General features: G+C 53.8%; 17 protein-coding genes. 4 read left to right on the top strand and 13 right to left on the bottom strand.

From position 1 onward, the window contains the following. Positions 1-149: 149 nt before the first annotated feature. From CSV86_RS05330 to CSV86_RS05320, 3 genes are all read right to left on the bottom strand, one after another. Positions 150-3,311 carry a CusA/CzcA family heavy metal efflux RND transporter gene (locus CSV86_RS05330; RefSeq protein ID WP_009395913.1) on the bottom strand — a complete coding sequence of 1,054 codons (3,162 nt, stop codon included), beginning with the start codon at positions 3,309-3,311 and terminating at the stop codon, positions 150-152. Between the two features lie 24 nt (positions 3,312-3,335). Continuing rightward, entirely contained in the window at positions 3,336-4,586 is a 1,251-nt protein-coding gene (locus CSV86_RS05325) for an efflux RND transporter periplasmic adaptor subunit (protein WP_009395914.1), read from the bottom strand. A gap of 68 nt (positions 4,587-4,654) precedes the next feature. Then, complete coding sequence (locus tag CSV86_RS05320; protein WP_158487699.1) at positions 4,655-5,926, bottom strand: TolC family protein; 1,272 nt, start codon at positions 5,924-5,926, stop codon at positions 4,655-4,657. A 403-nt stretch (positions 5,927-6,329) separates the two neighbouring features. Here CSV86_RS05320 and CSV86_RS05315 point away from each other — a divergent pair, with 403 nt between their 5' ends. From CSV86_RS05315 to CSV86_RS05305, 3 genes are all read left to right on the top strand, one after another. Next, positions 6,330-7,673 carry an OprD family porin gene (locus CSV86_RS05315; RefSeq protein WP_009395919.1) on the top strand — a complete coding sequence of 448 codons (1,344 nt, stop codon included), beginning with the start codon at positions 6,330-6,332 and terminating at the stop codon, positions 7,671-7,673. A 488-nt stretch (positions 7,674-8,161) separates the two neighbouring features. Then, positions 8,162-8,836, top strand: coding sequence for a heavy metal response regulator transcription factor (locus tag CSV86_RS05310; protein ID WP_003253420.1), 675 nt, complete (start codon positions 8,162-8,164; stop codon positions 8,834-8,836). 49 nt (positions 8,837-8,885) lie between these two features. Beyond that, a complete protein-coding gene (locus CSV86_RS05305; protein WP_009395920.1) occupies positions 8,886-9,419 on the top strand; it encodes a hypothetical protein in 534 nt (177 codons plus the stop codon). Here the strand turns inward: CSV86_RS05305 and CSV86_RS31695 are convergent. The 9 genes from CSV86_RS31695 to CSV86_RS05270 all read right to left on the bottom strand — a co-directional run bounded on the left by CSV86_RS31695 (position 9,412) and on the right by CSV86_RS05270 (position 19,982). Next, positions 9,412-10,308, bottom strand: coding sequence for an alpha/beta fold hydrolase (locus tag CSV86_RS31695; protein ID WP_009395921.1), 897 nt, complete (start codon positions 10,306-10,308; stop codon positions 9,412-9,414). The genes CSV86_RS05305 and CSV86_RS31695 overlap by 8 nt on opposite strands. Continuing rightward, positions 10,305-10,679: a hypothetical protein gene (locus tag CSV86_RS31690; RefSeq protein ID WP_240160381.1), complete on the bottom strand. Its 375-nt coding sequence runs from the start codon at positions 10,677-10,679 to the stop codon at positions 10,305-10,307. Before CSV86_RS31690 ends, CSV86_RS31695 begins: the two co-directional genes overlap by 4 nt. Next, positions 10,645-11,682, bottom strand: a complete 1,038-nt coding sequence (locus tag CSV86_RS05290) for a hypothetical protein (protein WP_009395923.1) — start codon at positions 11,680-11,682, stop codon at positions 10,645-10,647. Before CSV86_RS05290 ends, CSV86_RS31690 begins: the two co-directional genes overlap by 35 nt. Before the next feature lie 446 nt (positions 11,683-12,128). Beyond that, positions 12,129-14,489: a hypothetical protein gene (locus CSV86_RS31685; protein WP_240160380.1), complete on the bottom strand. Its 2,361-nt coding sequence runs from the start codon at positions 14,487-14,489 to the stop codon at positions 12,129-12,131. Next, a complete protein-coding gene (locus CSV86_RS31680; protein ID WP_240160379.1) occupies positions 14,468-15,583 on the bottom strand; it encodes a hypothetical protein in 1,116 nt (371 codons plus the stop codon). The genes CSV86_RS31685 and CSV86_RS31680 overlap by 22 nt, the downstream gene beginning before the upstream one ends. A 304-nt stretch (positions 15,584-15,887) precedes the next feature. Further along, complete coding sequence (locus CSV86_RS31675; RefSeq protein ID WP_240160378.1) at positions 15,888-16,442, bottom strand: hypothetical protein; 555 nt, start codon at positions 16,440-16,442, stop codon at positions 15,888-15,890. 364 nt (positions 16,443-16,806) lie between these two features. After that, a complete protein-coding gene (locus tag CSV86_RS05280; RefSeq protein ID WP_170394432.1) occupies positions 16,807-17,646 on the bottom strand; it encodes a KAP family P-loop NTPase fold protein in 840 nt (279 codons plus the stop codon). After that, the gene (locus CSV86_RS05275; protein WP_170394429.1) at positions 17,643-18,269 is read right to left on the bottom strand and encodes a P-loop NTPase fold protein; all 627 of its coding nucleotides are present in this window, start codon (positions 18,267-18,269) and stop codon (positions 17,643-17,645) included. The genes CSV86_RS05280 and CSV86_RS05275 overlap by 4 nt, the downstream gene beginning before the upstream one ends. 516 nt (positions 18,270-18,785) lie before the next feature. Next, positions 18,786-19,982 carry an IS256 family transposase gene (locus CSV86_RS05270; RefSeq protein WP_009395869.1) on the bottom strand — a complete coding sequence of 399 codons (1,197 nt, stop codon included), beginning with the start codon at positions 19,980-19,982 and terminating at the stop codon, positions 18,786-18,788. Positions 19,983-20,322: 340 nt separating this feature from the next. Between CSV86_RS05270 and CSV86_RS33270 the strand changes: the two genes are divergently transcribed. After that, complete coding sequence (locus CSV86_RS33270) at positions 20,323-20,589, top strand: antitoxin Xre/MbcA/ParS toxin-binding domain-containing protein (RefSeq protein ID WP_080604703.1); 267 nt, start codon at positions 20,323-20,325, stop codon at positions 20,587-20,589. Between the two features lie 174 nt (positions 20,590-20,763). Here CSV86_RS33270 and CSV86_RS05260 read toward each other — a convergent pair whose 3' ends face one another. Further along, a complete protein-coding gene (locus CSV86_RS05260; protein WP_009394818.1) occupies positions 20,764-21,399 on the bottom strand; it encodes a DUF6088 family protein in 636 nt (211 codons plus the stop codon). Between the last annotated feature and the right edge of the window lie 86 nt (positions 21,400-21,485).

The raw sequence follows: 21,485 nt of genomic DNA, 5'->3' as shown, positions 1-21,485 counted from the left end.
TTTCAAAACTTCTCGGGCGTAACCTTAGCAATGCATAGGCATCACCGGCATGACGAGAAACTTACAATTTTGAAAGGTAAGTGCATCTACTTCACTTTAAACAAAAAAGCCCACAACACGTGTTGTGGGCTTCTCTTTAGCGGAGGCTGTTAGCTAACCACTTCTGCCTCGTCGCCGTCTTCATCCTTGCGGTGTGCCCAGTGATACAGGGCAGGCAGTACCAGCAAGGTCAGTGCCGTGGAGGACAGGATCCCGCCAATCACCACCGTCGCCAATGGCCGCTGAACTTCTGCACCGGTACCGGTGGCCAAAGCCATCGGGATGAAGCCCAGGGACGCTACCAAGGCTGTCATCAGAACAGGTCGCAGACGGGTCAATGCACCTTCATCGACTGCCTGCCTGAGCGTTCGTCCCTCCTCCCTTAGCCCGCGGATGAAGGCAATCATCACCAGGCCGTTCAGTACTGCAACGCCGGACAGTGCAATGAAGCCGACACCTGCCGAGATTGACAGTGGGATGTCCCGCAGCCACAACGCCACAACACCACCGGTGAGTGCGAATGGAATACCGGTGAAGACCAGCATGCCGTCCTTCAGGTTGTTGAACATCAGGAACAACAAGGTCATAACCAGCAGCAAGGCGACTGGAACAACGATCTGCAGGCGTTTGGCAGCCGACTGCAGCTGCTCGAACTGGCCACCCCAAGTCGTCCAGTAGCCCGCAGGGATTTGCACCTTCTTGTCCAGCGAAGCGGTCGCCTCCTCAACGAAGGACCCCAGGTCGCGGCCTCGAACGTTGGCGCTGACGATTACCAGACGTTTGCCGTTCTCGCGGCTGATTTGGTTCGGGCCCAGTTGCAGGTCCAGATTAGCGACCTGGGACAGCGGGATGAAACCGATCTGATTGGCACCCTGAGCCGCATTGGCAGGTACTGGGATCAACAAGCTGGACATACCCGCTACGTCGGTGCGAACGGTCTCTGGCAGTCGCACTACCATGTCGAACCGACGGTCGCCCTCATACAGCGTGCCGGCCTGACGGCCACCCACGGCGATAGCGATCGAGTTCTGAACATCCGCGATGTTCAGGCCGTAGCGTGCTGCTTTTTCGCGATCGATGTTGATGGTCAGCACCGGCAGGCCGGATGTCTGCTCAACTTTCACTTCCGACGAGCCCGGTACCGCTTTGAGCGCTGCCGCGATCTTGTTGGCGGTGTTGTTGAGCACGTCCATGTCATCGCCGAAGACCTTCACAGCGACGTCACTACGCACGCCCGAAATCAGCTCGTTGAAACGCAGTTGGATTGGCTGCGACAACTCGTAGTTGCTTCCTGGAACACCCGCAGCGGCCTTCTGCACTTCAGCAATCAGCTCATCACGAGGTTTCTTGGGGTTAGGCCACTGATCCTGAGGCTTGAGCATGATGTAGGCGTCAGAGGCGTTCGGCGGCATCGGGTCAGATGCAATTTCTGCGGTACCCGAGCGTGCGAACATCCGCTCAACTTCAGGCACCTGCGCAATCACCGCTTTCTCCAGACGCTGCTGCATCTCGACGGACTGAGTGAGGCTCGTTCCAGGCACCCGCATGGCCTGCATCGCAAAGTCACCCTCACTGAGGCTTGGGATAAACTCGCTTCCCATACGACTTGCCAGCACACCACTGAGCACGACCAAAGCTACTGCGGCCGAGAAAGCGATGTTCCGATGTCCCAGCACCCATTGCAGAACAGGCTCGTAGCGCAGTCGAGCTGTGCGCATGACCACGCCTTCCTCTTCCTTCACCTTGCCAGTGACGAACATGGCAATAGCTGCAGGAACAAAGGTAACGGACAGGATCATTGCACCCAGCAGCGCCATCACAACGGTGAAGGCCATCGGATGGAACATTTTGCCTTCGACGCCGGTGAGGGCGAAGATCGGCAGGTACACCACCATGATGATCAGCTGACCGAAGATCAGCGGCCGGCGAGCTTCTCGCGCCGCGGCAAAGACCTCGTGGAAGCGTTCGGTTTTGGTGAGCATGCGGCCATGCTTGTGCTGCGCATGAGCCAGTCGACGGATCGCGTTTTCTACAATAACCACGGCACCGTCGACGATGATGCCGAAGTCGAGTGCCCCCAAACTCATTAAGTTGGCACTGACCTTGTTGTTGAACATGCCTGTGAAGGTGAACAGCATGGACAGCGGAATCACCATCGCGGTGATCAGTGCCGCACGGATGTTGCCGAGGAACAGGAACAGAATGGCGATTACCAGGATCGCGCCTTCCACCAGGTTCTTCTTCACCGTCGCGATGGCTTTTTCAACCAGGTTGGTACGATCGTAAACGGTCACAGCCACCACGCCCTTTGGCAGGGTGCGGTTGATGTCCGCCAGTTTGGCGGCGACAGCTTGAGACACGGTACGGCTGTTTTCACCAATCAGCATGAACACGGTACCGAGCACGACTTCGCGGCCGTTCTCAGTAGCAGCACCTGTACGGAGCTCTTTGCCGATGCTGACGTCAGCAACGCTGCTGATGCGAATCGGTGCACCATCCACGCTGGTGATCACGATGTTGGCGATGTCTTCGATGCTGCTTACCTGACCCGGCGCACGGATGAGCAACTGCTCACCATTACGCTCGATGTAGCCGGCGCCAACGTTGGCGTTGTTACTTTCCAACGCTGCGACCAGGTCATTAAGGGTCAGCTTGTAGGTAGCCAGGCGCTTTGGATCCGGCGCAACCAGGAACTGCTTGGCATAGCCGCCGATCGTATTGATCTCGGCCACACCCGGGACGTTGCGCAGCTGAGGCTTGATGATCCAGTCCTGGATCACGCGCAGGTCGGTCGGGGTGTACGGCGTACCGTCCTCTTTGACCGCGCCATCTTCGGCTTCAACAGTCCACAGGAAGATCTCGCCGAGGCCGGTAGATACCGGACCCATGACGGCCTCTACGCCTTCGGGCAGCTGTTCCTTCGCAACCTGCAGCCGCTCGTTGATCAACTGGCGGGCAAAGAAGATGTCAGTGCCATCCTTGAAGATCACGGTGACCTGAGACAGGCCAGAGCGAGACAGGGAACGGGTCTGCTGAAGGCCCGGGAGACCGGCCATGGCCGTTTCCACTGGAAACGTGATCCGTTGTTCGGCTTCCAAGGGCGAATAACCAGGCGCTGCAGTGTTGATCTGCACCTGGACGTTGGTGATATCGGGTACCGCATCGATGGGCAGCTTTTGATAGCTGTAGATACCAATACCCGCCATGATCAGAACAGCGATCATTACTACGATGCGCTGCTCGATGGCGAATCTGATGATACGTTCAAACATGAGAAATCATCCTGTCAGTTCGCATCAGTGACCGTGTTCGGCAGAAGCTTTGCCGAGCTCGGACTTGAGTGTGAAGCTGCCACTGGTTGCTACCTGGGCGCCGGCTTCAATACCGTCGATGATTTCCACGTACCCATTGTCGCGGCGACCCAGTTTTACTGGGCGGGTGTCAAAACCTTCTGGGGTGCGTACGAATACCGAGGGCTTGTCTTCAACGGTCTGCACGGCGTGCTCAGGGACCGCTACGGCAACGCGATCGGTTTGGGAAGTGACCGCAATGTTCACGAACAGGCCTGGACGCCAGGCGCCGTTGGGGTTGGTCAAGGTGACGCGGACAGTAGCTGCACGGTTTTGCTCGCCCAGCAGGCTGCCGACATAACCCACCTTCCCTTCGACCTCGACGTTCATGTCAGGCGAAGAGACTTTCACCGCACGACCAGTCGTGACCTTGCCCAGGTCTGTAGGCGGGACAGCGAAGGTTGCCCAGACCTGGTTCAGGTCGGAAAGGATGAAGGCGTTGGTTGCCTCGCTGACAACTTCGCCAACGGTCAGGTGTTTCTCCACTACCACGGCGTCGAAGGGAGCTCGGAGTTCATAACGATTACCGCCAACGGAGTTAACCGAGGCACCGATCGCGCCGACCTTCTGCTTGGCGTTGGCCAAGGAGATCTCCGCTTCTTGCAGCGCTTGGCGTGCTTGGAGGTAGTCTTGCTCTGCAGAGATCTTGTCCTGCCACAACTGTTTTTCGCGCTCGAAGGTCACACGCGCCAGTTCGACCCGACGCTGTGCGGCCTGTTGTTCGCTGCGCAGGTCAGAGATCTGCTGGCTCGCGATTACAGCGAGGACCTGACCTTTTTTGACCGTCTCACCCAGGTCGGCTTGGACAGTCTCGACAACGCCAGGAACACGAGGAACCACGTGGGCAGTACGGTCTTCATCGAAGCGGATTTCGCCCGGGAAGCTCACGACTGTACCCAAGTCACGGGGCGCTGCAGCTTCCAGGGCAACACCGGCTGCCTTGATCTGTTCAGCGCTGAGCGTCAGCTTGCCCTCTTCTTCACCGCCCTCCTCGCTGTGGCCTTCTTCACCATGGCCCTCATCACCTTCCTCTTTGGCGGCAGATGCGGCTTTCTTTTCGTCGCCATGGCCATCGTTAGCGCCATGCTCGGCGGTACTGGCGGCCTGCTGTCCGGAACTGTTGTTCCAGGCAAGGCTGCCAAATCCGAGGGCTGCCACAGCGGCTACCGCGAGGGCGATCTTGCGTTTGTTATCCATTGCTACTCCTGCTGATCGTAGGCACCGGCTTGTTCAAGGCTGTGTGCCGAAGAAAATGTTTGGCCCGTTCAGCGAGCGCCGGCAGTTGAGCCGACTTCGCCATAAACCCTTTCCACCTGCGCACGCGCATTGGTCGCCGCTGCCAACGATTCGAGGTATTGGCCACGAGCGACGATCAAGGTGCGCTGGGCATCCAGCACTTCGATGAAGCCGAATTTGCCCATCTCGAAGCCGCGGGTTGCGGTATCTACGGCTTGTTGGGCTGACGGCAGAATGGTCTTGTCGTAGGACTCGACCTCCTGCATGGCGGTGGACCACTGGTTCAACGCGGTTTGGGTTTCGGTGCGCAGGCGCAGCTCCACAGCATTGCGCTGGTCTCGGGCCTGATCTGCACGTCGAGAAGCGGAAAGAATGTTGCCCTGGTTACGATCGAACAGCGGCAAAGGCATAGACAGGCCCACAGTGTTGACTCGCTCGCGCACAGAGCGGTCGTACTGGCTACCTACGCTGACGGTAAGGTTCGGGATACGCTGAGCTTTCTCTGAACCGAGCGAGGCATCGCTCTTGTCGATCTGCACGACGGCCTGGCGCATTTCTGCGGTCTGATCGAGCTTTGCCAGCAGCACTTCTGTCTGCGGAGGAAGTCCCGGGGAGAGGGTTGGCGATTCGAGTCGATCAAAGACGGTGACCGAGCTCCCGGTAATTTGAGCGAGCTGCTGGTAAGCAGTCGTCTTTTCCGTCTCAGCACGTCGAACTTGCAGCTTGGCTTCGGCCAGTTGTACCTGGGCGCGGGTGGCCTCTACTGGGGACGATTTACCTGCGCGAACACGGCCATCGACGATACGGAGACCGCGCTCAGTCAGTTCGAGAGATTGCTTTGCCAGGTCAAGGCCTGTCTGGGCCCGCAATGCGGCGTAGAAGGCCTGCACGACGTCTGCACGCAGTCCGTTCACGCGACGGTCCAACTCCAGCTGTGCGGCGGTCTGCCCGTAAGTGGCGACGTCAACACGAGCTCCACGCTTACCACCCAGCTCCAGGGTCTGGCTAAGCGACACGGTCGTCGTGCTGGTGTTACGACGGGTGTCTTCCACGTCGTACGAAATAGTGGGGTTGGGGATGAGCCCGGCCTGCTTGCGAGCACCATCAGCGATCCCAATCTCTTGCCTGGCCGCGGCCAGGTCAGGGTTGGCATCCATGGCCGTCGAAAGCGCCTGGGGCAAGCTGATGCTTTGGGCAAGAGCTGCAGGTGCCATCAATCCAGAGATGACTGCACAGAGTGCAGCGATCTTCCAGGGCGAGACGGAGGTCTTGGATAAGACATTGCGGTTATACCGGGGCACTTTGATGGTCCTCGTGCACAAACTTCGATAAAGCTTGGCGAGAACGCCGAAACAGCTGCCAAGCCCCACTTGATTAGGTGATGGCACTCTAATGAGCGGTAGCTATCAGAGGGGTGGCTAGAAAATTACAATTTCGTAAGAAAGTCCTGTAATGCCCGTAAATACTGGGAAACCAACCCGATACGATGATTTCGTTACAAGCAATGGAGATGGCAAACACGCGGTGCGAAGGCACCGAATAACAGGTAGATGACGAAATTGTAATTGTCCTATCACCCTCCCGTTATCTTCGGCCTGCAAATATGAGCTCGCGCTACGCTAGGCGCGCCGCCGGGTCAGAACAATTAACGACACCCGCGCCGGTAAACATAATAAAAACTGCCGTGAATCAAAGGAGCATCGGATGAAAATCAAAGTACCACTGTATTTGGCGGCAGTTTCTGCGCTGTCTGGGAGCTATGCTATTTCGGCACAGGCTGAAGACAAGCCAGAAGGCTTCATTGAAGGCAGCAGCCTTACAGTGTTGAACCGTAACTTCTACTTCAACCGTGATAACCGCGACAGCACCGCCCCCACTTACAACAGTGGCAAGGGCAACACCAATGGCTACTCCGAAGCCTGGGCGCACGCGATCATCAGCAAATTCAACTCTGGGTTTACCCAGGGAACAGTTGGCTTTGGCGTTGATGCCTTCGCCATGATCGGCCTCAAGCTCGACACCGGTGATGGGCGCAACGGCGGCCGTAGCTCCTTCGACGTGCTACCCGTTGATAACAAGGGCGAAGCTCGCGACGAATACACCAAGGTCGGCGGCGCAGCCAAAGTCCGCTTGTTCGATACCATCGTGAAAGTGGGTGATGTTTTCCCATCGACCCCGGTGGTTGCATCCGGCGATTCTCGCCTGCTGCCAGAAAGCTTCCGCGGCGTGACCGTTGAGAACACCAGCATCCAAGGCCTCACCCTGCAGGGTGGTCGACTGCACGCCATGAGCCAGCCAGTCTCCAGTGACCTGAACGACAACTTCGTGACCTTCTACGGCGGCCCGGTCAACTCGCCATGGATCGGTTACGGTGGTGGTGACTACTCGATCAACGACAACTGGACTGTGAGCGTCTACGCCAGCCAGCTGAAAGACGTCTGGAATCAGTACTACGCCGGCACCAGCGTGGTTTACCCGCTGAGCGACGATCTGGCGCTGATCGGTGGCTTCAACTACTACAAAGCCGTAGATGAAGGTAAGAAGCGCCTGGGTGAATTCGACAACAACATCTGGAGTGCCAAGGTCGGCGTGCGTTACGGGGCCCACACCCTGGCCCTGTCGCACCAGCGCAACAACGGCGACGACGATTTCGACTACCTGCGTCAGTCGGACTCGATTTTCGTCGACAACTCCATCCAGTACAGCGACTTCAACTCTCCGAAAGAGCGTTCCTGGATGCTGCGCTATGACCTGAACTTCACCAGCTACGGCATTCCAGGCCTGACGTTCATGACCCGCTACGCCAGAGGCTCGGGCGCGGATTACTCGAACGCTAACCAGTTCTACATGCGCACCGACGACAACGGCAACCCGCTCGACAATCAGAAGCGTTGGGAGCGTGACGTCGAAGTCAAATACGTTGTACAAACCGGTCCGGCAAAAGACTTGTCCTTCCGGTTGCGCCAGGCAACCACGCGTGCCACTGCTTTCGAATCGGATCTGGATGAAACTCGTGTAATCATCGAGTACCCGCTTTCGATTCTGTAATTCGCTAATAGGACCAGTTATTCATTAGCTGGTCCTATTAGTAAAACGAGCATTACGAATTCACCTTGAGTGGCTTAAGTGCTCCTTTGGTAAAAGGTGGATATTTGGCGCCCATTGGGCGCCTTTTTTTTGCCTAGAATTCAAGTAGGCGTTCGATTGTACGCATCGCATGCCGGTGAAGTTCATGACTACACCAATGACCAGTTTCCTCAATGTGAGCAACCTCGCCGTCATCTGAGCGGAACGAAGCCAGCACAAAGAAGAAAATAACCCAGTACTTCATAAGGTCAAATCACCTACTGGAGAGAGGGCCCGCAACTGTCAAACCCAAACCGCGACAAGATATACCGCCAGACTATCAACTGTATTACCTAGAAATTACAAATCCGTCATTTGAGCCCCGGCACGCTCATTTTGATTTACCATCCCTTTCAATAATGCCGGCGCGCGTGCGCGGTTAATTGCTCAGTGATATCGAGACAAATCCCATGCGAATTCTGGTAATTGAGGATGAAGTAAAAACTGCGGAGTATGTGCGTCAAGGTCTGACGGAATGTGGCTATGTCGTAGATTGCGTCCACACCGGGTCAGATGGATTATTCTTGGCTAAGCAGCACGAATATGAGCTGATTATCCTGGATATAAATCTGCCAGAGATGGACGGTTGGCAGGTCCTTGAGTTGTTGCGTCGTAAAAACTGCCCTTCCCGTATCATGATGCTGACGGCGAGAAGCCGGCTGGCGGATAAGGTCCGGGGGCTGGAGAACGGCGCAGATGACTACCTAATCAAGCCATTTGAGTTTCCTGAGCTGCTGGCCCGGGTTCGCGCCTTGATGCGCAGGTCAGATCACCCTGCATCCGTAGAGGTCATTCGCGTCGCTGACCTGGAGCTTGATCAGAGCCGGCACAGGGCATTCAGGGATGGTCAGCGCATTGACCTGACCACGAAAGAATTCGCATTACTGCATTACCTGATGCGTAATACCGGTGTGGTGCTGAGCCGTACGCAAATTATCTCGCAGGTTTGGGATATGAACTTCGACTGCGACACAAACGTTGTAGAGGTGTCGATTCGAAGACTCAGAGCCAAGATAGATGACCCCTTCGAAACCAAACTGATACATACACTTAGAGGTGTAGGATATGTACTTGAAAAGCGTTAACTGCCAATAGACTGACGCTTGATTTATTTCTCAGCCAAGGAGAAATCTGATGATTTACGATTCTGAAGATTGGAAGAAGCCACTTCTTCGTACAGCTAATTGGCTTGAGAAAACTCGCATAAAAGAGTATTCTGCAGGGCGCATTTATGCGAAAGCAGAACGTGAAATTTTTGTCAGTTTTTATACAGTGCGCAAGCTAATCGAGACCTACAAGATCTCTGAATCAACGAAGAAAATTAAGCTCCATCTATCGTACTACCCCATCACCAGCGGCAAGACAGTAGACTACCTCAATCGGCACAATATATTGGAAAACTACCAAACTACTAAAGTTCAAAAAGAACTGCGGGATATGAATTTTGTCGCCAACCAGGTGATACACTCGTACGTATTCGAATTCGCGACCAGTGAGGAAGGACGGATTGACGGGGTATTTGTGGCCTCTGACAAAGCACGACATCAGCGACTCTATTACTACTCTATGACGCTAATGCTCAGTATTTTTAGGTCCGTAGGCTTGGATGTCGCCTCAGAGCAGCATTTGATACGAGACTCTGAAACTGGGCAATGGAAGATCAGGTGAGTAGCCACCAAGCCAAACCCGCTACAGCAGCTGTAATTAGCCCAACGGTTGCATAGAAGGCAGGCCTGCCGATCCAGGGGTGACACGCCATCATGATTCCCAGATGGGTCTTCGGCTTTTTGCTATCCCACTCAGACTCGACGATGGTCCCATCTAGTATATAAGGCTTCCAATATTTGACGATATGGTCCTTGTCGGGCTCAAAAAAATCGCTATGGCCATAATCGAAGTAACGGTCAGCAACGCGTGTATTTTTAAATCCGTTTCGACCAGTCCCGCCGTAGCCAACTGTCGAAAATGTAGCTAGTACGGGGTAAAAATCACGCGTACCGACATCGTTGACGATGTTGCCAGCAGCCATGTGCCGGGCATGCTTCTCCCAGGCATAATTGCCTTTTATTATGGAGCCGCAGAGAACAATTCTCTCAATGTTGATGTCAGTGTATTTTGCGAGGATCCGGCTAATGATATAAGTGCCAAAGCTGTGGGCAATGACCATGATGCGTGCAGTCGGCTCCATAAGCCGTGCGTCTCGGAAGTCATTTGCGATCTTATTGATTGGCGTGGATCGGAACGGGCAGGCAAGCTGCAGCGCGGTCACACAATGGTAGCCAAGACCCTTGACTCTGACATGAGCAACATCTCGGAAGGCCGCTTTTACCAGCTCGTGCCAAGAACCATCAGTTTGAATACCATGGACAAGCATGAGCGTGATGGCCTGAGCATCATCTTTGATACTAGAAATTTGCAAATCGACTAAAGAGTCAAATAGCTCCAGATGCTCGGCATCCAGAGTTGCCCTAATTGCCTGCAGCTGAGCCAGTCTTTTGGTCTCAATCGTATTTTCCCAAGTCGATCGAACAAGGGTAACAATATCAACAGGTTTCAATCGAGCACCAATCTATAGGTTGGTTCCACGTTGGCGGCAAGTACTTCAAATTCGGCATCCATTCCAGGATCACGAACAATCTCTGGGATATCGCCGTAAGATTGGAATGGGAGACCTTCGCCGCTGGGGCACCTAACAATAAGGAATCTCTTGATAATCTGGCCCGTTACCAAGATATTGATCAAGATTGCCAGGTGCGCGGAAGTACCGGCTTGCATAATATCGAACATGCGATTCGGGTTTAGCCGAATTCTTGGCAAAGCTTCGCCACCCTGGGATTCATAGCCCTGGATAAAACTAGCCAATCTTCGGAGGCCTTCTGCCTCGTCTGGATGGTTACGTATTAAAGGCGATAACTTTTCCGCGAACATATTCGTATTCTCCGGCGGAGCACGCTACGGTCACCGCAAACTCGTTTCTCTCACCCGAAATCAAAAGTCTCAGTTCACGGGGAGGATCACTGTCTGGTAGTTTAACGTAAATATTGGCTCCCGTCACTTCGCCATCACGTTCCAAGAAGCGATCCAATGCAGACATCGACCCCTCATCCGATGAAAGGTTTTCATCAACCGATGCGGAGGTAATCTGCATTTGGGCCCCGAATTCATTCCGAGCCGTTGAATTGCTATACCTGATTTCTTGGGAGAGGTTATCGCGCTCGCGCAGAATTTTATTCTTAGCGGGGCTAAGCGAAACTTCAGCGAACCCATCGTCCGGTAGAAATTTTCTTACTTTGTTTTTTAATACCCACAAGAGCTCGGAATATTTCTTTGCCTGATTATCTTGAGAGGCAATTCGAAACTCCAACAAACCTGTGTGATCCAAGTGAACAATATTCACCGCACGCTTTTTTGTGGTCGCATAGCGTCGAATCAGTTCGCCAGTGGCTGGATCCGTCTCCACAGCGCTGAGACGATTGATATCACGGCTTTCGACGACTTTGATCGTAAGCGAAACCGGTGTCTTCTGTGGGTCGGGACGGTACAGGCGGATGTCGACGATTGTGGCCTCGTCGGGCATCTCAAGATCCAGCGGGTGAGTAAACAGCCCCGAAAGGCCCTCAGCTGCTGCGATTGAAGCGATGCGAGCAGGAGACAGCAGACCGATTGCCCGCTCTTCAGTGCACTGGAAAAGGAACGAGTGCTGCTTGCCGAACTCCTCCACCTGCTGCAGTAGATCGCGGAGGTCTTTCAGTGCAAGCTTTTTATCCTTGAGGGCAGGCTCGATCCGCTTTTCATAGAGATCATCCCAGTTTTGCGCAGAAACGGGGATGCCCTTCGTCCGGAGAAATTCCTTGACGACGGCTTGGCTAGTCGCATTTTTCAGAAGGCCAAAAAGGATCTTGGCTAGCTTTTGGTCGTCGTCACTCAGCACATCACTCTCCACAAATTGGCATTAAGCTTAAAGGCTCGTGCGAGCCTTGGCTGTGGAGGCATGAAGCCGGTGACATCCTGCCACGAGAGCGCCGACCTGCGCGCATCATGCCTTCCATTGCGCGCGCATTCTCGCCTTTTTATCCAGCGGTACACAATGAGTGGAACAAGTCAAAATGCCATTAGCGATGTACGACCCCTTGCCCCCGTAGTGGGGGTTCGATCAGATTTTGCCGGAATGTTCAGCTTTTACGGGAAGATGGGTTGGAATTTCCAGCTTTTCTGTGAAACGCGGGCAATAGCCTGAGCCTTGCTGATCCGGGACCTAGCATCACAGTTGTTGGTGAAGCTGAAAGCTGTGGTGGCCCCGCTTGGGCCTAAAATCGAATTTGCTATGCAACACTGAATATGGAACATCAAAATCTGACGAAGCATCATGGAATGCCTCTATTTCAAGCACTTCAGCAGATTGCAACATTTGAGTTGACAACATAATGGCACTGAAGGTGCCACACGAGACGTTTCTGGATTGCCAAACATGCTGTAGGTCGTCTCCGCTACAAAATCGTCGCAGCGCCGCGGATAACGTCTTGCGACGAGCTCCAACCTAGACAAGGTTCTCTCCTCAGGTTCAACGAAGCCTGACCATGCGCCGTTCCGGATGTGTGCTTGCACAAGATACTTCCATGCTGAATTTAAGCCACTCAGCTTTCGTCGTGTCTCAAAGGCCAGATCCGACAGCGCAAAAACTCCGCGTCGGCGCCCTTCGTCAGATAGCAGTAAATCGTCGAGGGCAATCAGCAATTGCTGACCTTGACCAGCCTTCTCCCAGTGCTGGTACCAAGCACGAAGAACACGCTCTTGCTCGTGGTAGCTAGAACTGAGGCTATCGAGCAAGTCATCGAGTCTTGCCGGCTCGTACTTTGTGAAATCGTCCGTGTAGGGTTTGCTTTCTGTTTTGCTCCCAACCATTTCTGGTCGCATCAGAGAACCAAGGTCCCAGCCAGCGTGCTGTTCCAACACGGTAAGCCGTTCTACAGCGGTAGTTATGCCTTCTTGGTCAAGCTGTTTGATTGCCTGAGATATTTCAGGGTGGAGTCCGGTTCGCAGCACCGCATCCAAAGGCCAACTGTTTCTGATGCCCTCCATGATGTATTCCTTGAGACTATCCTCAGCCAGCGACCAGTCTCCAGCATGAATGTGCTCTTCGTACTTGATGACCAGTGCTGAAGGCTGCAGCTTAGCTAACAGGCGATCAGCAGAACTAAGAACATGCCTCGTGCCCTTCCCGTCGGTGTAATCCAATACATGATGGACTTGCGGTGCAACGAGGCTGAGTAGGCGGCGCGCGTCGTCCTGGGCAACATCCGCCAAGTAGCGGATAGCGTCCAAGGTGTTGTTGAGGGTGGGGTCTTTCCGATGTGCATAGCCAGTAGTCAACTCCCACGTCTGCTTGCACAACTCACGGGCACTGGAGATTACCCCATGCCGTAGTGCAATCGCGCACAATTCCAGAGGTGTTTGAAGATGAACGCTTGTCTCATGGCGCACTTCTGCATCGAGCACTTGGCGTTGATCCTGAACAAATGCCGCTGCCGCATCGGCATCCATCGTTGTAAGCAGCCCCGCCGCGTAATCTGTACGAAATGATCCACTTTCGAACCAAGCACACCGAGAGGCCTCAGTTAGCGTGGAGTGGGTCAGGGATACATTGATGCCTGATCCGTCCAGAAGTACGCTAACTGTACGAATATCGCACGCGACTTGGTGCAATGCCCTTCGAAAATCCTCAGCTGCAGCAGTCTCATGATAATCTTGCTTCAAAAACTTGAACTCAACGGTCTCAAGCCGCTTGTACAGTTCATGGAAATCTACAAACTGCCCCTCCCACCACAACTGCGCAATCTCATCTGCAACCAGAGCGAGCTCGCTGAGGAATGCAGTAATGTTCGTTCTGTCTTTGAACACTAGGGCCGGGATGAACTCAAAAGCGGTAGCACCGGCCGCGAGCATGCTTAGGCCCAGGTGAACTGAGGAGAAAAACCAGTGGTGGACCAGCCTCGCCAAGTTGTCTTTATGCTCGTAATACTCCCCACTAAGCCATTTGATGGGAATAGGCTTGATCAATAGGCTGGCTGTGCGTGTCCAAGCTACTTCCAAAGTTGCAACCAAAGGCGTCTTGCTCAGGCAATGAAAATCCGTGCGCTCGAGGATACTCGCTCCTGCACCTGCAGCAGCGCGAACACAGGCGTCGCTGACGAGATCCTTGCTGTGGTTGTCCGGAAGAAGGGCTGCCACCTGCATCAACTCGTCCAAATTGGCTTTTTCAACCAAAAGCTGAACCCGCGGCAACCAGACAATGGGAGTGTTTTCCGTTACAAGCCGAGCCAGCGAGTCGGCAGTGGCTCCAATAATGCCAAGCCGTGCGAACATATCTACCAAGAACTTGAACTCGTCTGCGCCGCTGGTGGAGGAATAACGATTAGAGAATCGACTCAATCCTCTGAACCGGCGAAACGCTTCCTCCGCGCATATCTCTGCCTGAACCGGGTCACCCCGGGTTTGCAGCGCCAAGCCGAGCGCCGCAAGATGTAGAACATCCGCTTCGTGCCTAGAAGCAACAGCTTCACGCACTACACTCTCCTCCCCGGTCAGAGCCAAGGTGTAGGAGATTAGGCGCGCGATGTCGTCGCCCTGCATCTGGTACTGACTGCCGCCCACCATGCGATCTTTCAGGTGCGCCAATCTATAAGATTCGGCGAATTGCTTCGTCGTCAAGGCGGCTATCAGTGCATCGGACAACAACATGTCAAAGAGCGACTCCGGGTATCCCTCCTCCAACCGCGACATGATCCAGTCACGTGTGAGGCCGCTGATAAGATTTTGGGGGCACCTAATCGAGCCTGGACTGTCCAAAGCCAGTTGACACGCAGAGAGTTGGGGGCATCGCTCTCCAGCCAACTCGCCACTATCGGCATTAACTCAGTAATGCGAAGCATGTAGTCCGTAGTCGACCGTACAAAAACGGCCAAGCTTTCGTGAAAGACTTTCAAGCCAGCTGGAGAGGAGTGAAGCAAATGCCCGACTTTAGGGACGTCAGGTTCTGCTGAACCTACTCTACGGGCGATCTCAACAAAGGCGGTTTTAGGCCAAAAAAATGGAAAAGCACAAACTAGCCTCAACGTATCCTTCAGGCTAGGAGGAAGCCGTTCCCACAGCGATGCGTAATAAAATCTCGCATCGCGACCGAGATCTCCTTTTAGCTGGTCTACGTCGCTCTTGGAAAGCATGCCGCCCGCGTGTTCAAGCTCGGCAACGGCGTAGATTACATGCAGCGGATGGCCATTGGTTTTCGTCCGAAGCGCGGATGCGGCTTCTTGTAGTTGTCGCTCAATCTCGTGCTCATCATCAAAACCAGTTGCGAGCCTCCCTTCCTGATACACCTTCCGCAGGTGCGAAAGGACAGCATTCTCAGACATCGCGGGTAGCGTACGCCATTCCTCCTTGGGCACATAAGCGAGCAGATCTGTCGGCAACTGGGCGTCGTCGACGGGCTGGGTACCAACAAGCAGCACCATGTTCTCAGGACAGGGTATTACTTGAGAAAAAAGGTCATCCAGAGGCCGCTTATCTTCAGCGTTGTCGCGCCATACATGATCCAGCCCGTCGAGGACAACAACGAATGGCTTTCCAAGATCCTTGTAGTATGTGGCGCAGGCCTCCAGGATTGAGCGCAGATCACCTCCTCCAAACGATACGTCAGGATGGAATCGCTTCACTTGATCTTCAATCGATTGCACCACCGCATAGCTGTTGACTCGGTCACGCCCTCGCTCAGTGACAGAAAGGAAGTAATGATGCCTAACCGTAGGTATCCCCTGCTCAGCGAGGGCGTCACACAAGGCGCTCAAGTAAGTGCTTTTCCCCCGACCTGGAGGCCCAGTTAGCACCATCGCCTGCCCCGTAGTCGAAACGGCATCACGGAGAAAAGCTTCGTGAAATGTCTCATCGGGACTTCGTAGCCCTCGGGCACGACGAAGTCTTCTGGTAACGGAGTAGGTGGCGTGGAGCGAAGGATCGCCTGTATTTGCTCTAACTTTATCCAACCGTCCGGAGGCGGAGAATTCAGTCGAGTTGCCCAATTCAGAGCAAGATTTTTAAGAGTGGCAATACCTTCGCCAGTACCGTGCTTACGCAAGCGCGCATCTATCTCGTGTTCAAGGTTGTCGAACCCTTTGTCACTATGTATGACCTGAAGATGACTGAAAAATGCCTCGCACTCCTGCTCGCCCCCAGAGCAGCGACGATCTGAGAGCGTCTGGGTTCTGGAATTTTGATGAATGCAATCCGACCGTGCTCCAAGCAAGATTCGATTTCTGCGTCTGGACGGCGATTGGTCGTGAGTGAAAGCACGCCAATTCTGGCCGGGTCCAACGCCTGAAAGGCATCAAACCACTTCCGCAACATAGATCGAGCTTTCTCAGTCTTACCGATTTTCTCCAAAAGCCAGCTCCAACACAGCGGATGGGCATCTGAATCTGGAGTAAACTTGACCTGTTGCAGATCAAACAGGCCGTCGGCGCGCTCCACCACGATGTCATCCAGTCCTTTAGGGGCCACTACCTCCTCATCACATTCAAACTTCACACGAGTGTAGCGAGCTGGGGCATCAAGCCAGTCACAAAGGACCCTGATCCCTTGTCGGGTCTGATAGATGTAGCCTGATGCTGTGATGGCGGTGTTCTTGATACCTTCAGACATGGAGCAACTCACTGGTTTGCCTGGTTATGGTCGGTCACGAGCTAGACATCAGCACTGGCTTATTCTGCTCAACGTGGCGATTTGTTTAAAGTACCTGCTTTTGGCTCCCTGGGCAGCGTGTAAGCCACCCATCTATCCATGGAACCGATGCGACTGATGATGCCCTTGTCCTTAATGATAAGCGAATGCAAAGACGCAACGTGAAGCACGTTGGTCCGCCCTACATTTCCAAGAGTGGCCTAGTACGCGACATTGAGTCTGAGCAATCAGGAGGTGGCATACGAGCGTGACCGTGATGAGCGATTGTCATAAGATAACGCTTTCCCCACGGATGCCGTTAGACACCCATGGGTTCAGCGAGGAGTTATGAAAAATTAATTTCTCCGGCTAGTTCGATTCGATTGAAGACCACCGTGCTTATACCTCTACGCCCCCTGAACTCACGATCATCAGTGGCAAACTCCAAAACCGCCTTAATTGCGCGCTGGAATTCTGATGGATATGAAGTTTTTTCCATTTCCGCGACTTGACCATGCCATTCTTTCCAGGGAGCTAGTATTCTTTCCACACCTTCTTTTGACTGCGAGTCCATAGCCGGCCTTAGCAGATAACCAAACATGACCGCGATCCGATGCTCAAATGTGCCCTGTCCGATTCGACTGCCCGCCAAAAACTCAATCACTTCATTCGCACAAAATGGATCTTTTGAATATCGATTGTAGAGTGCCGGTGCCTCTTGCCTCAGCACTAGAAGCGGTATCATGATCGACTCATCAAGGTAATGATTGGCAGGAATGCTACGAAATATTAATTTAAGCCTTCCAACCAACTGATTAACATCACGAGGTGTGTACTCAAAGCGAGACGCCAAATACGCCATCAGCTCAATGATATGCTCATGATCATACTGTCCATCTCGGCGCGACTTAAAATAACTTTCAATTTCCGGCTCATGCAACCTTACCGAGATATATTCCTTTATGGAAGGCGTCCGCAGATGGTAGTCAACGTCTATAAAGCGCTTTAAATAATGAGCCCCATTGAACGACGAACCATAGACACCCTGAATACTCTTACCTAACTGATCGCGATTCATTGAAATTATGAAAATAATGCGATCGAGATCAAAAAGATGCTTCACACGCTCTAAAGTCTCGATCGCATAGTTAGGTCGACACCTATCAAGCTCATCAATAAATATCACGAGGTTTTTTTGGCCGTCAGGCAACCCTCCAAAGCGATAGAAAGCTGCTTCTTAAACTGTTCAAGTGATTTCTGTTTAACATTAAATCTATCAACAACATCACCAACAGCGGCTCCGACTACATCGGCCGCCAGCTTCTCAATTTCTTTGTCTATGTCTAGCAGACCAAATGAAGCGGCCTTAGCCGCAGCGACAGCTGTCGACTTAAGTATGCCAGGCACCACCTTCTTCGCTTTACTCCAGGCAGCTTTCGCTTTGGATTCATCTAGCTCAGCTGAAATCCATTTATCCAGCGTTGAAATCAGAGGCAAAAGAGGGTCTTCGGCGAAATCACTCTCCCACGCATTTAAATATAAATTAGCCACATTAATCGTTCGGAGATATTCTGACCAAAGCCTAACGAAGGTTGTTTTTCCCGCACCCCACGGAGCATCCAAGCAAATAACAAGCGGGGCTTGCGCATTAACCAAGAGCGGCGTCAGATTCTCAATCTCCTTTCGCCTTGAAAGCTTGTCCTCTCCGCTCGGCCAACCGCCATCTTCTATGTCTAGCTCTTTATACCTAACAGAAAAATTTTTGTTTGCATCCGTACTACCCTGCTCCATCTCGTCATCCTTAATCATACGAAACTCATAAGTTATGCTCACCCAGGCAAGATAACACCACTTCGATGGCCAGTGGCTACTAGCATCTAGAAAAGGGGCGCGATGCATGAGGTAAGCGGCCACATAGGTGCCGCCAGCAGTACCAGCATTTCGAGTCATCCAAGACGGCGCGCCGCTACCGACGGTAGATGTGCGTGCATTACCCAATCAGATTTGTGTGGGAGGATCTGTTGCGTTACAGCAAGGAGGCCAGTGCATTAGGCATGTCAGGCATCTCATAAGCAGAAGGCGACCTAGGTAGCTAGGCTAAGAAAGGGTGCCATCCATAAGCCGTACCGTCACAGCCAATACACGGGCATAGCTGTCATACCCATATTGAATGGAGCCCACTGCAGGAGCCGAGCTATTCTGGCTGGCGTAACCAGGGTTTACGAGGTCCTTTCAGTTGTAGCTGGTGCCCCCAGGCCCTACGGGCGGGATCGTGTCCCGGGAAGTGGTGTAACTCATCATGGCTCTGGCCACTGAGTTTGCCGTTTAGTTGATCACGGCCGACAGCTTGGCCTGTGGATTATCGCTGACTGCTTCAAAGGCCTCCAACTGCATGTAACGTCGTTGCAGGCACCACTCGTCGTTCTGCTCCAGCAGCATTGCGCCTACCAGACGCGTGATGGCCGGATCGTTGGGAAAAATCCCTACAACATCGGTGCGGCGTTTGATCTCGGCGTTGAGCCGTTCGAGTGGGTTGGTGCTGTGCAACTGCTGGCGGTGTGCCTTTGGAAATGCCATGTGCGCCAATACTTCATCCTCACAGCCATCCATGAGCGTCGCGATCTTGGGATATTTTTCGCGCAGCTGATCAGCGACCAAACGCCATTGCTGATGGCATTCGGCACGGCTGTCTTGGGCGAAAACCGTACGTAGCAGCGCCGCGACCATGGTGCGCTGACCTTTGCCGACGTGGGCCATGGCGTTTCGCATGAAGTGCACGCGACAGCGTTGCCAGGTTGCATTGAAGACCTTGGAAACGGCCGCCTTCAGACCTTCGTGGGCGTCGGAGATGACCAGTTTCACGCCCCGCAATCCACGTCGCATGAGGCTACGCAGGAAGTCTGTCCAGAACGGCTCGGCCTCCGATGGCCCAACCCGCATGCCCAGGACTTCGCGGCCACCGTCAGTGTTCACGGCCACGGCGATTATTACGGCGACCGAGACGATGCGCCCGGCCTCCCGCACCTTGACGTAGGTGGCATCAATCCAGAGATAGGGCCAGTCACCTTCAAGCGGGCGATCAAGGAACGCGTGAACGCGTTCATCGATCTCGCCTGCCAACCGTGACACCTGGCTTTTGGAAATGCCGATCATGCCCATGGCCTTCACCAGCTCGTCGACCGAGCGTGTAGAAACGCCTTGGATGTAGGCCTCCTGAATGACCGCCGCCATGGCCTTCTCGGCGGTGCGTCGAGGTTCGAGGAAGCCAGGAAAGTAGCTGCCTTGGCGCAGCTTGGGGATCTTCAGGTCGACGTCGCCGGCGCGGGTCTGCCACAGGCGGTCACGGTAGCCATTGCGGCTGTTTGTCCGGTCGGGGCTTTTGACATCGAAGCCGGCACCGCACAGGCCTTCGACATCGAACTCCATCATGCGCTGGGCAACGAACTGGATCATTTGCTTGAGCAGATCAGCATCTGCCCCTTTCTCAACCAACTCGGTCAATGCGATAGTGGGCTTGGTCATCGTGGTTTCTCTGGTGAAGGTTAAGTCCGCAAACTCAACGTTAGCCAAGAACCACGATGACCATCCTCTTTCGCCCGCAGGGCGCCTTCGGCTGGTTCAGTTACACCACTTCCCGGGACACGATCACGGGCGGAGATATGCGATGAAGGGTCGACGGAAAATAAAGACTGACAGATGGCTTCTAAAGTCGACAATTGAAGACGGCGCACGAGAGATTCTGCTTGCTCGGTCTGAGAAACAAGGAAGATTGCTCGACATTGCCGCGCAAAGCGGCAAAAAAATGGAGCCCGCTGGGCGACTGTGTGGCTGAAAGGCAGGATTCACCTTTAAGGGGTGCAACATGAACAAAACTGAAATAATCGCGTTTTGCCCCATTGCACCATTGGGTTGCTGGAGCCTCGTCCATCGGTGTTTCGTTGGAAGGTGCCAGCAGGCATTAGCACTAGCTACTCATGTGCTTGGATCTCGAACGCTTGCCGTACTCTGGCTATACAAGCCCGCCATCGGACTAGCACATCAAGTACCTTGCAGCATACTGACGACCAGATCGGGCTACGAGCAAGTGAGCACGCTTTTGGGGCGAATTGATCATTGTGTATACCTTTAACGCCTTCAGCCCAGGGCAGACGCGCAATGAGCTGTTCTATGGCGCCGACTCGTCCGGCGGCAGCCTATAGCCTTAACCAAGGGAATCAATGGATTGAGCTCAGTCATTTACAAATTTCAGCAATCGACACGTAGTGCACGTCCGCATCATTACGACATCAAACTCCCACACATGTCACACGCTTGCGGGGTACGTCGAGGTGCTATCTCGGCACGCATGATCCTTCGCGGATCTGGCCAAAGCCGACCGCATCCAGTCAGGCATTTTGCAGTCCATAAGCTGGTTGAATTCCTCAACGCTAAGTGAGTTGGCGATCTTGCTTAACGCCAGTTCAGTCAGCTCTGCTTTGCCAAGGTGCAGCAATGCCGTCAAGGCCACACCTACGTTGGTACCAGCCTGCTGGAGTCGTAACCGAGACACATGACGCAAGCGAACAACCGCGTTGCCTATCTTGATTTCGCGCGTCGATCCACTGGTGTAGTAAGTCGGTAAAACCTGCATCTGGGTGCTCAGACCCAAGCGTCGAACTGCTTCTGCGCCATGGATCTGGATAATCTCACCTTTTGCCTTGGCGACCGCCTCCATGACTGCCAGCGGATTAGCTCGAACCCTTCTGCCCGTGTATTGGCTGTGCTTAGGCCGCATGTAGACGCCGCGAGCAACGCGCTCTAGGAGGCCACTGAGCACCATCCGGGACAAAGCTTTAGCTACCGATGTACGGGAGCCCGCCTGAGCGAATACTGCCCCAACAAAAGGCTTGCCCTTGGGCATGCGCCTGATACGCCTCAATATGCATTCCGCGATAGTCATGCCAACTCCAATCAGGCCAGATGAGTTGTAGCCTTTTCTGAGACACCGAACGGCGAGTGATTATAGAATCCTCTTTGGCCTGAACT

It is taken from the genome of Pseudomonas bharatica CSV86 (genome assembly GCF_000319305.2).
GTDB lineage: Bacteria > Pseudomonadota > Gammaproteobacteria > Pseudomonadales > Pseudomonadaceae > Aquipseudomonas > Aquipseudomonas bharatica.
Note: the sequence above shows the minus strand (reverse complement) of the source record. Positions and strands in the feature narration are given on the sequence as shown.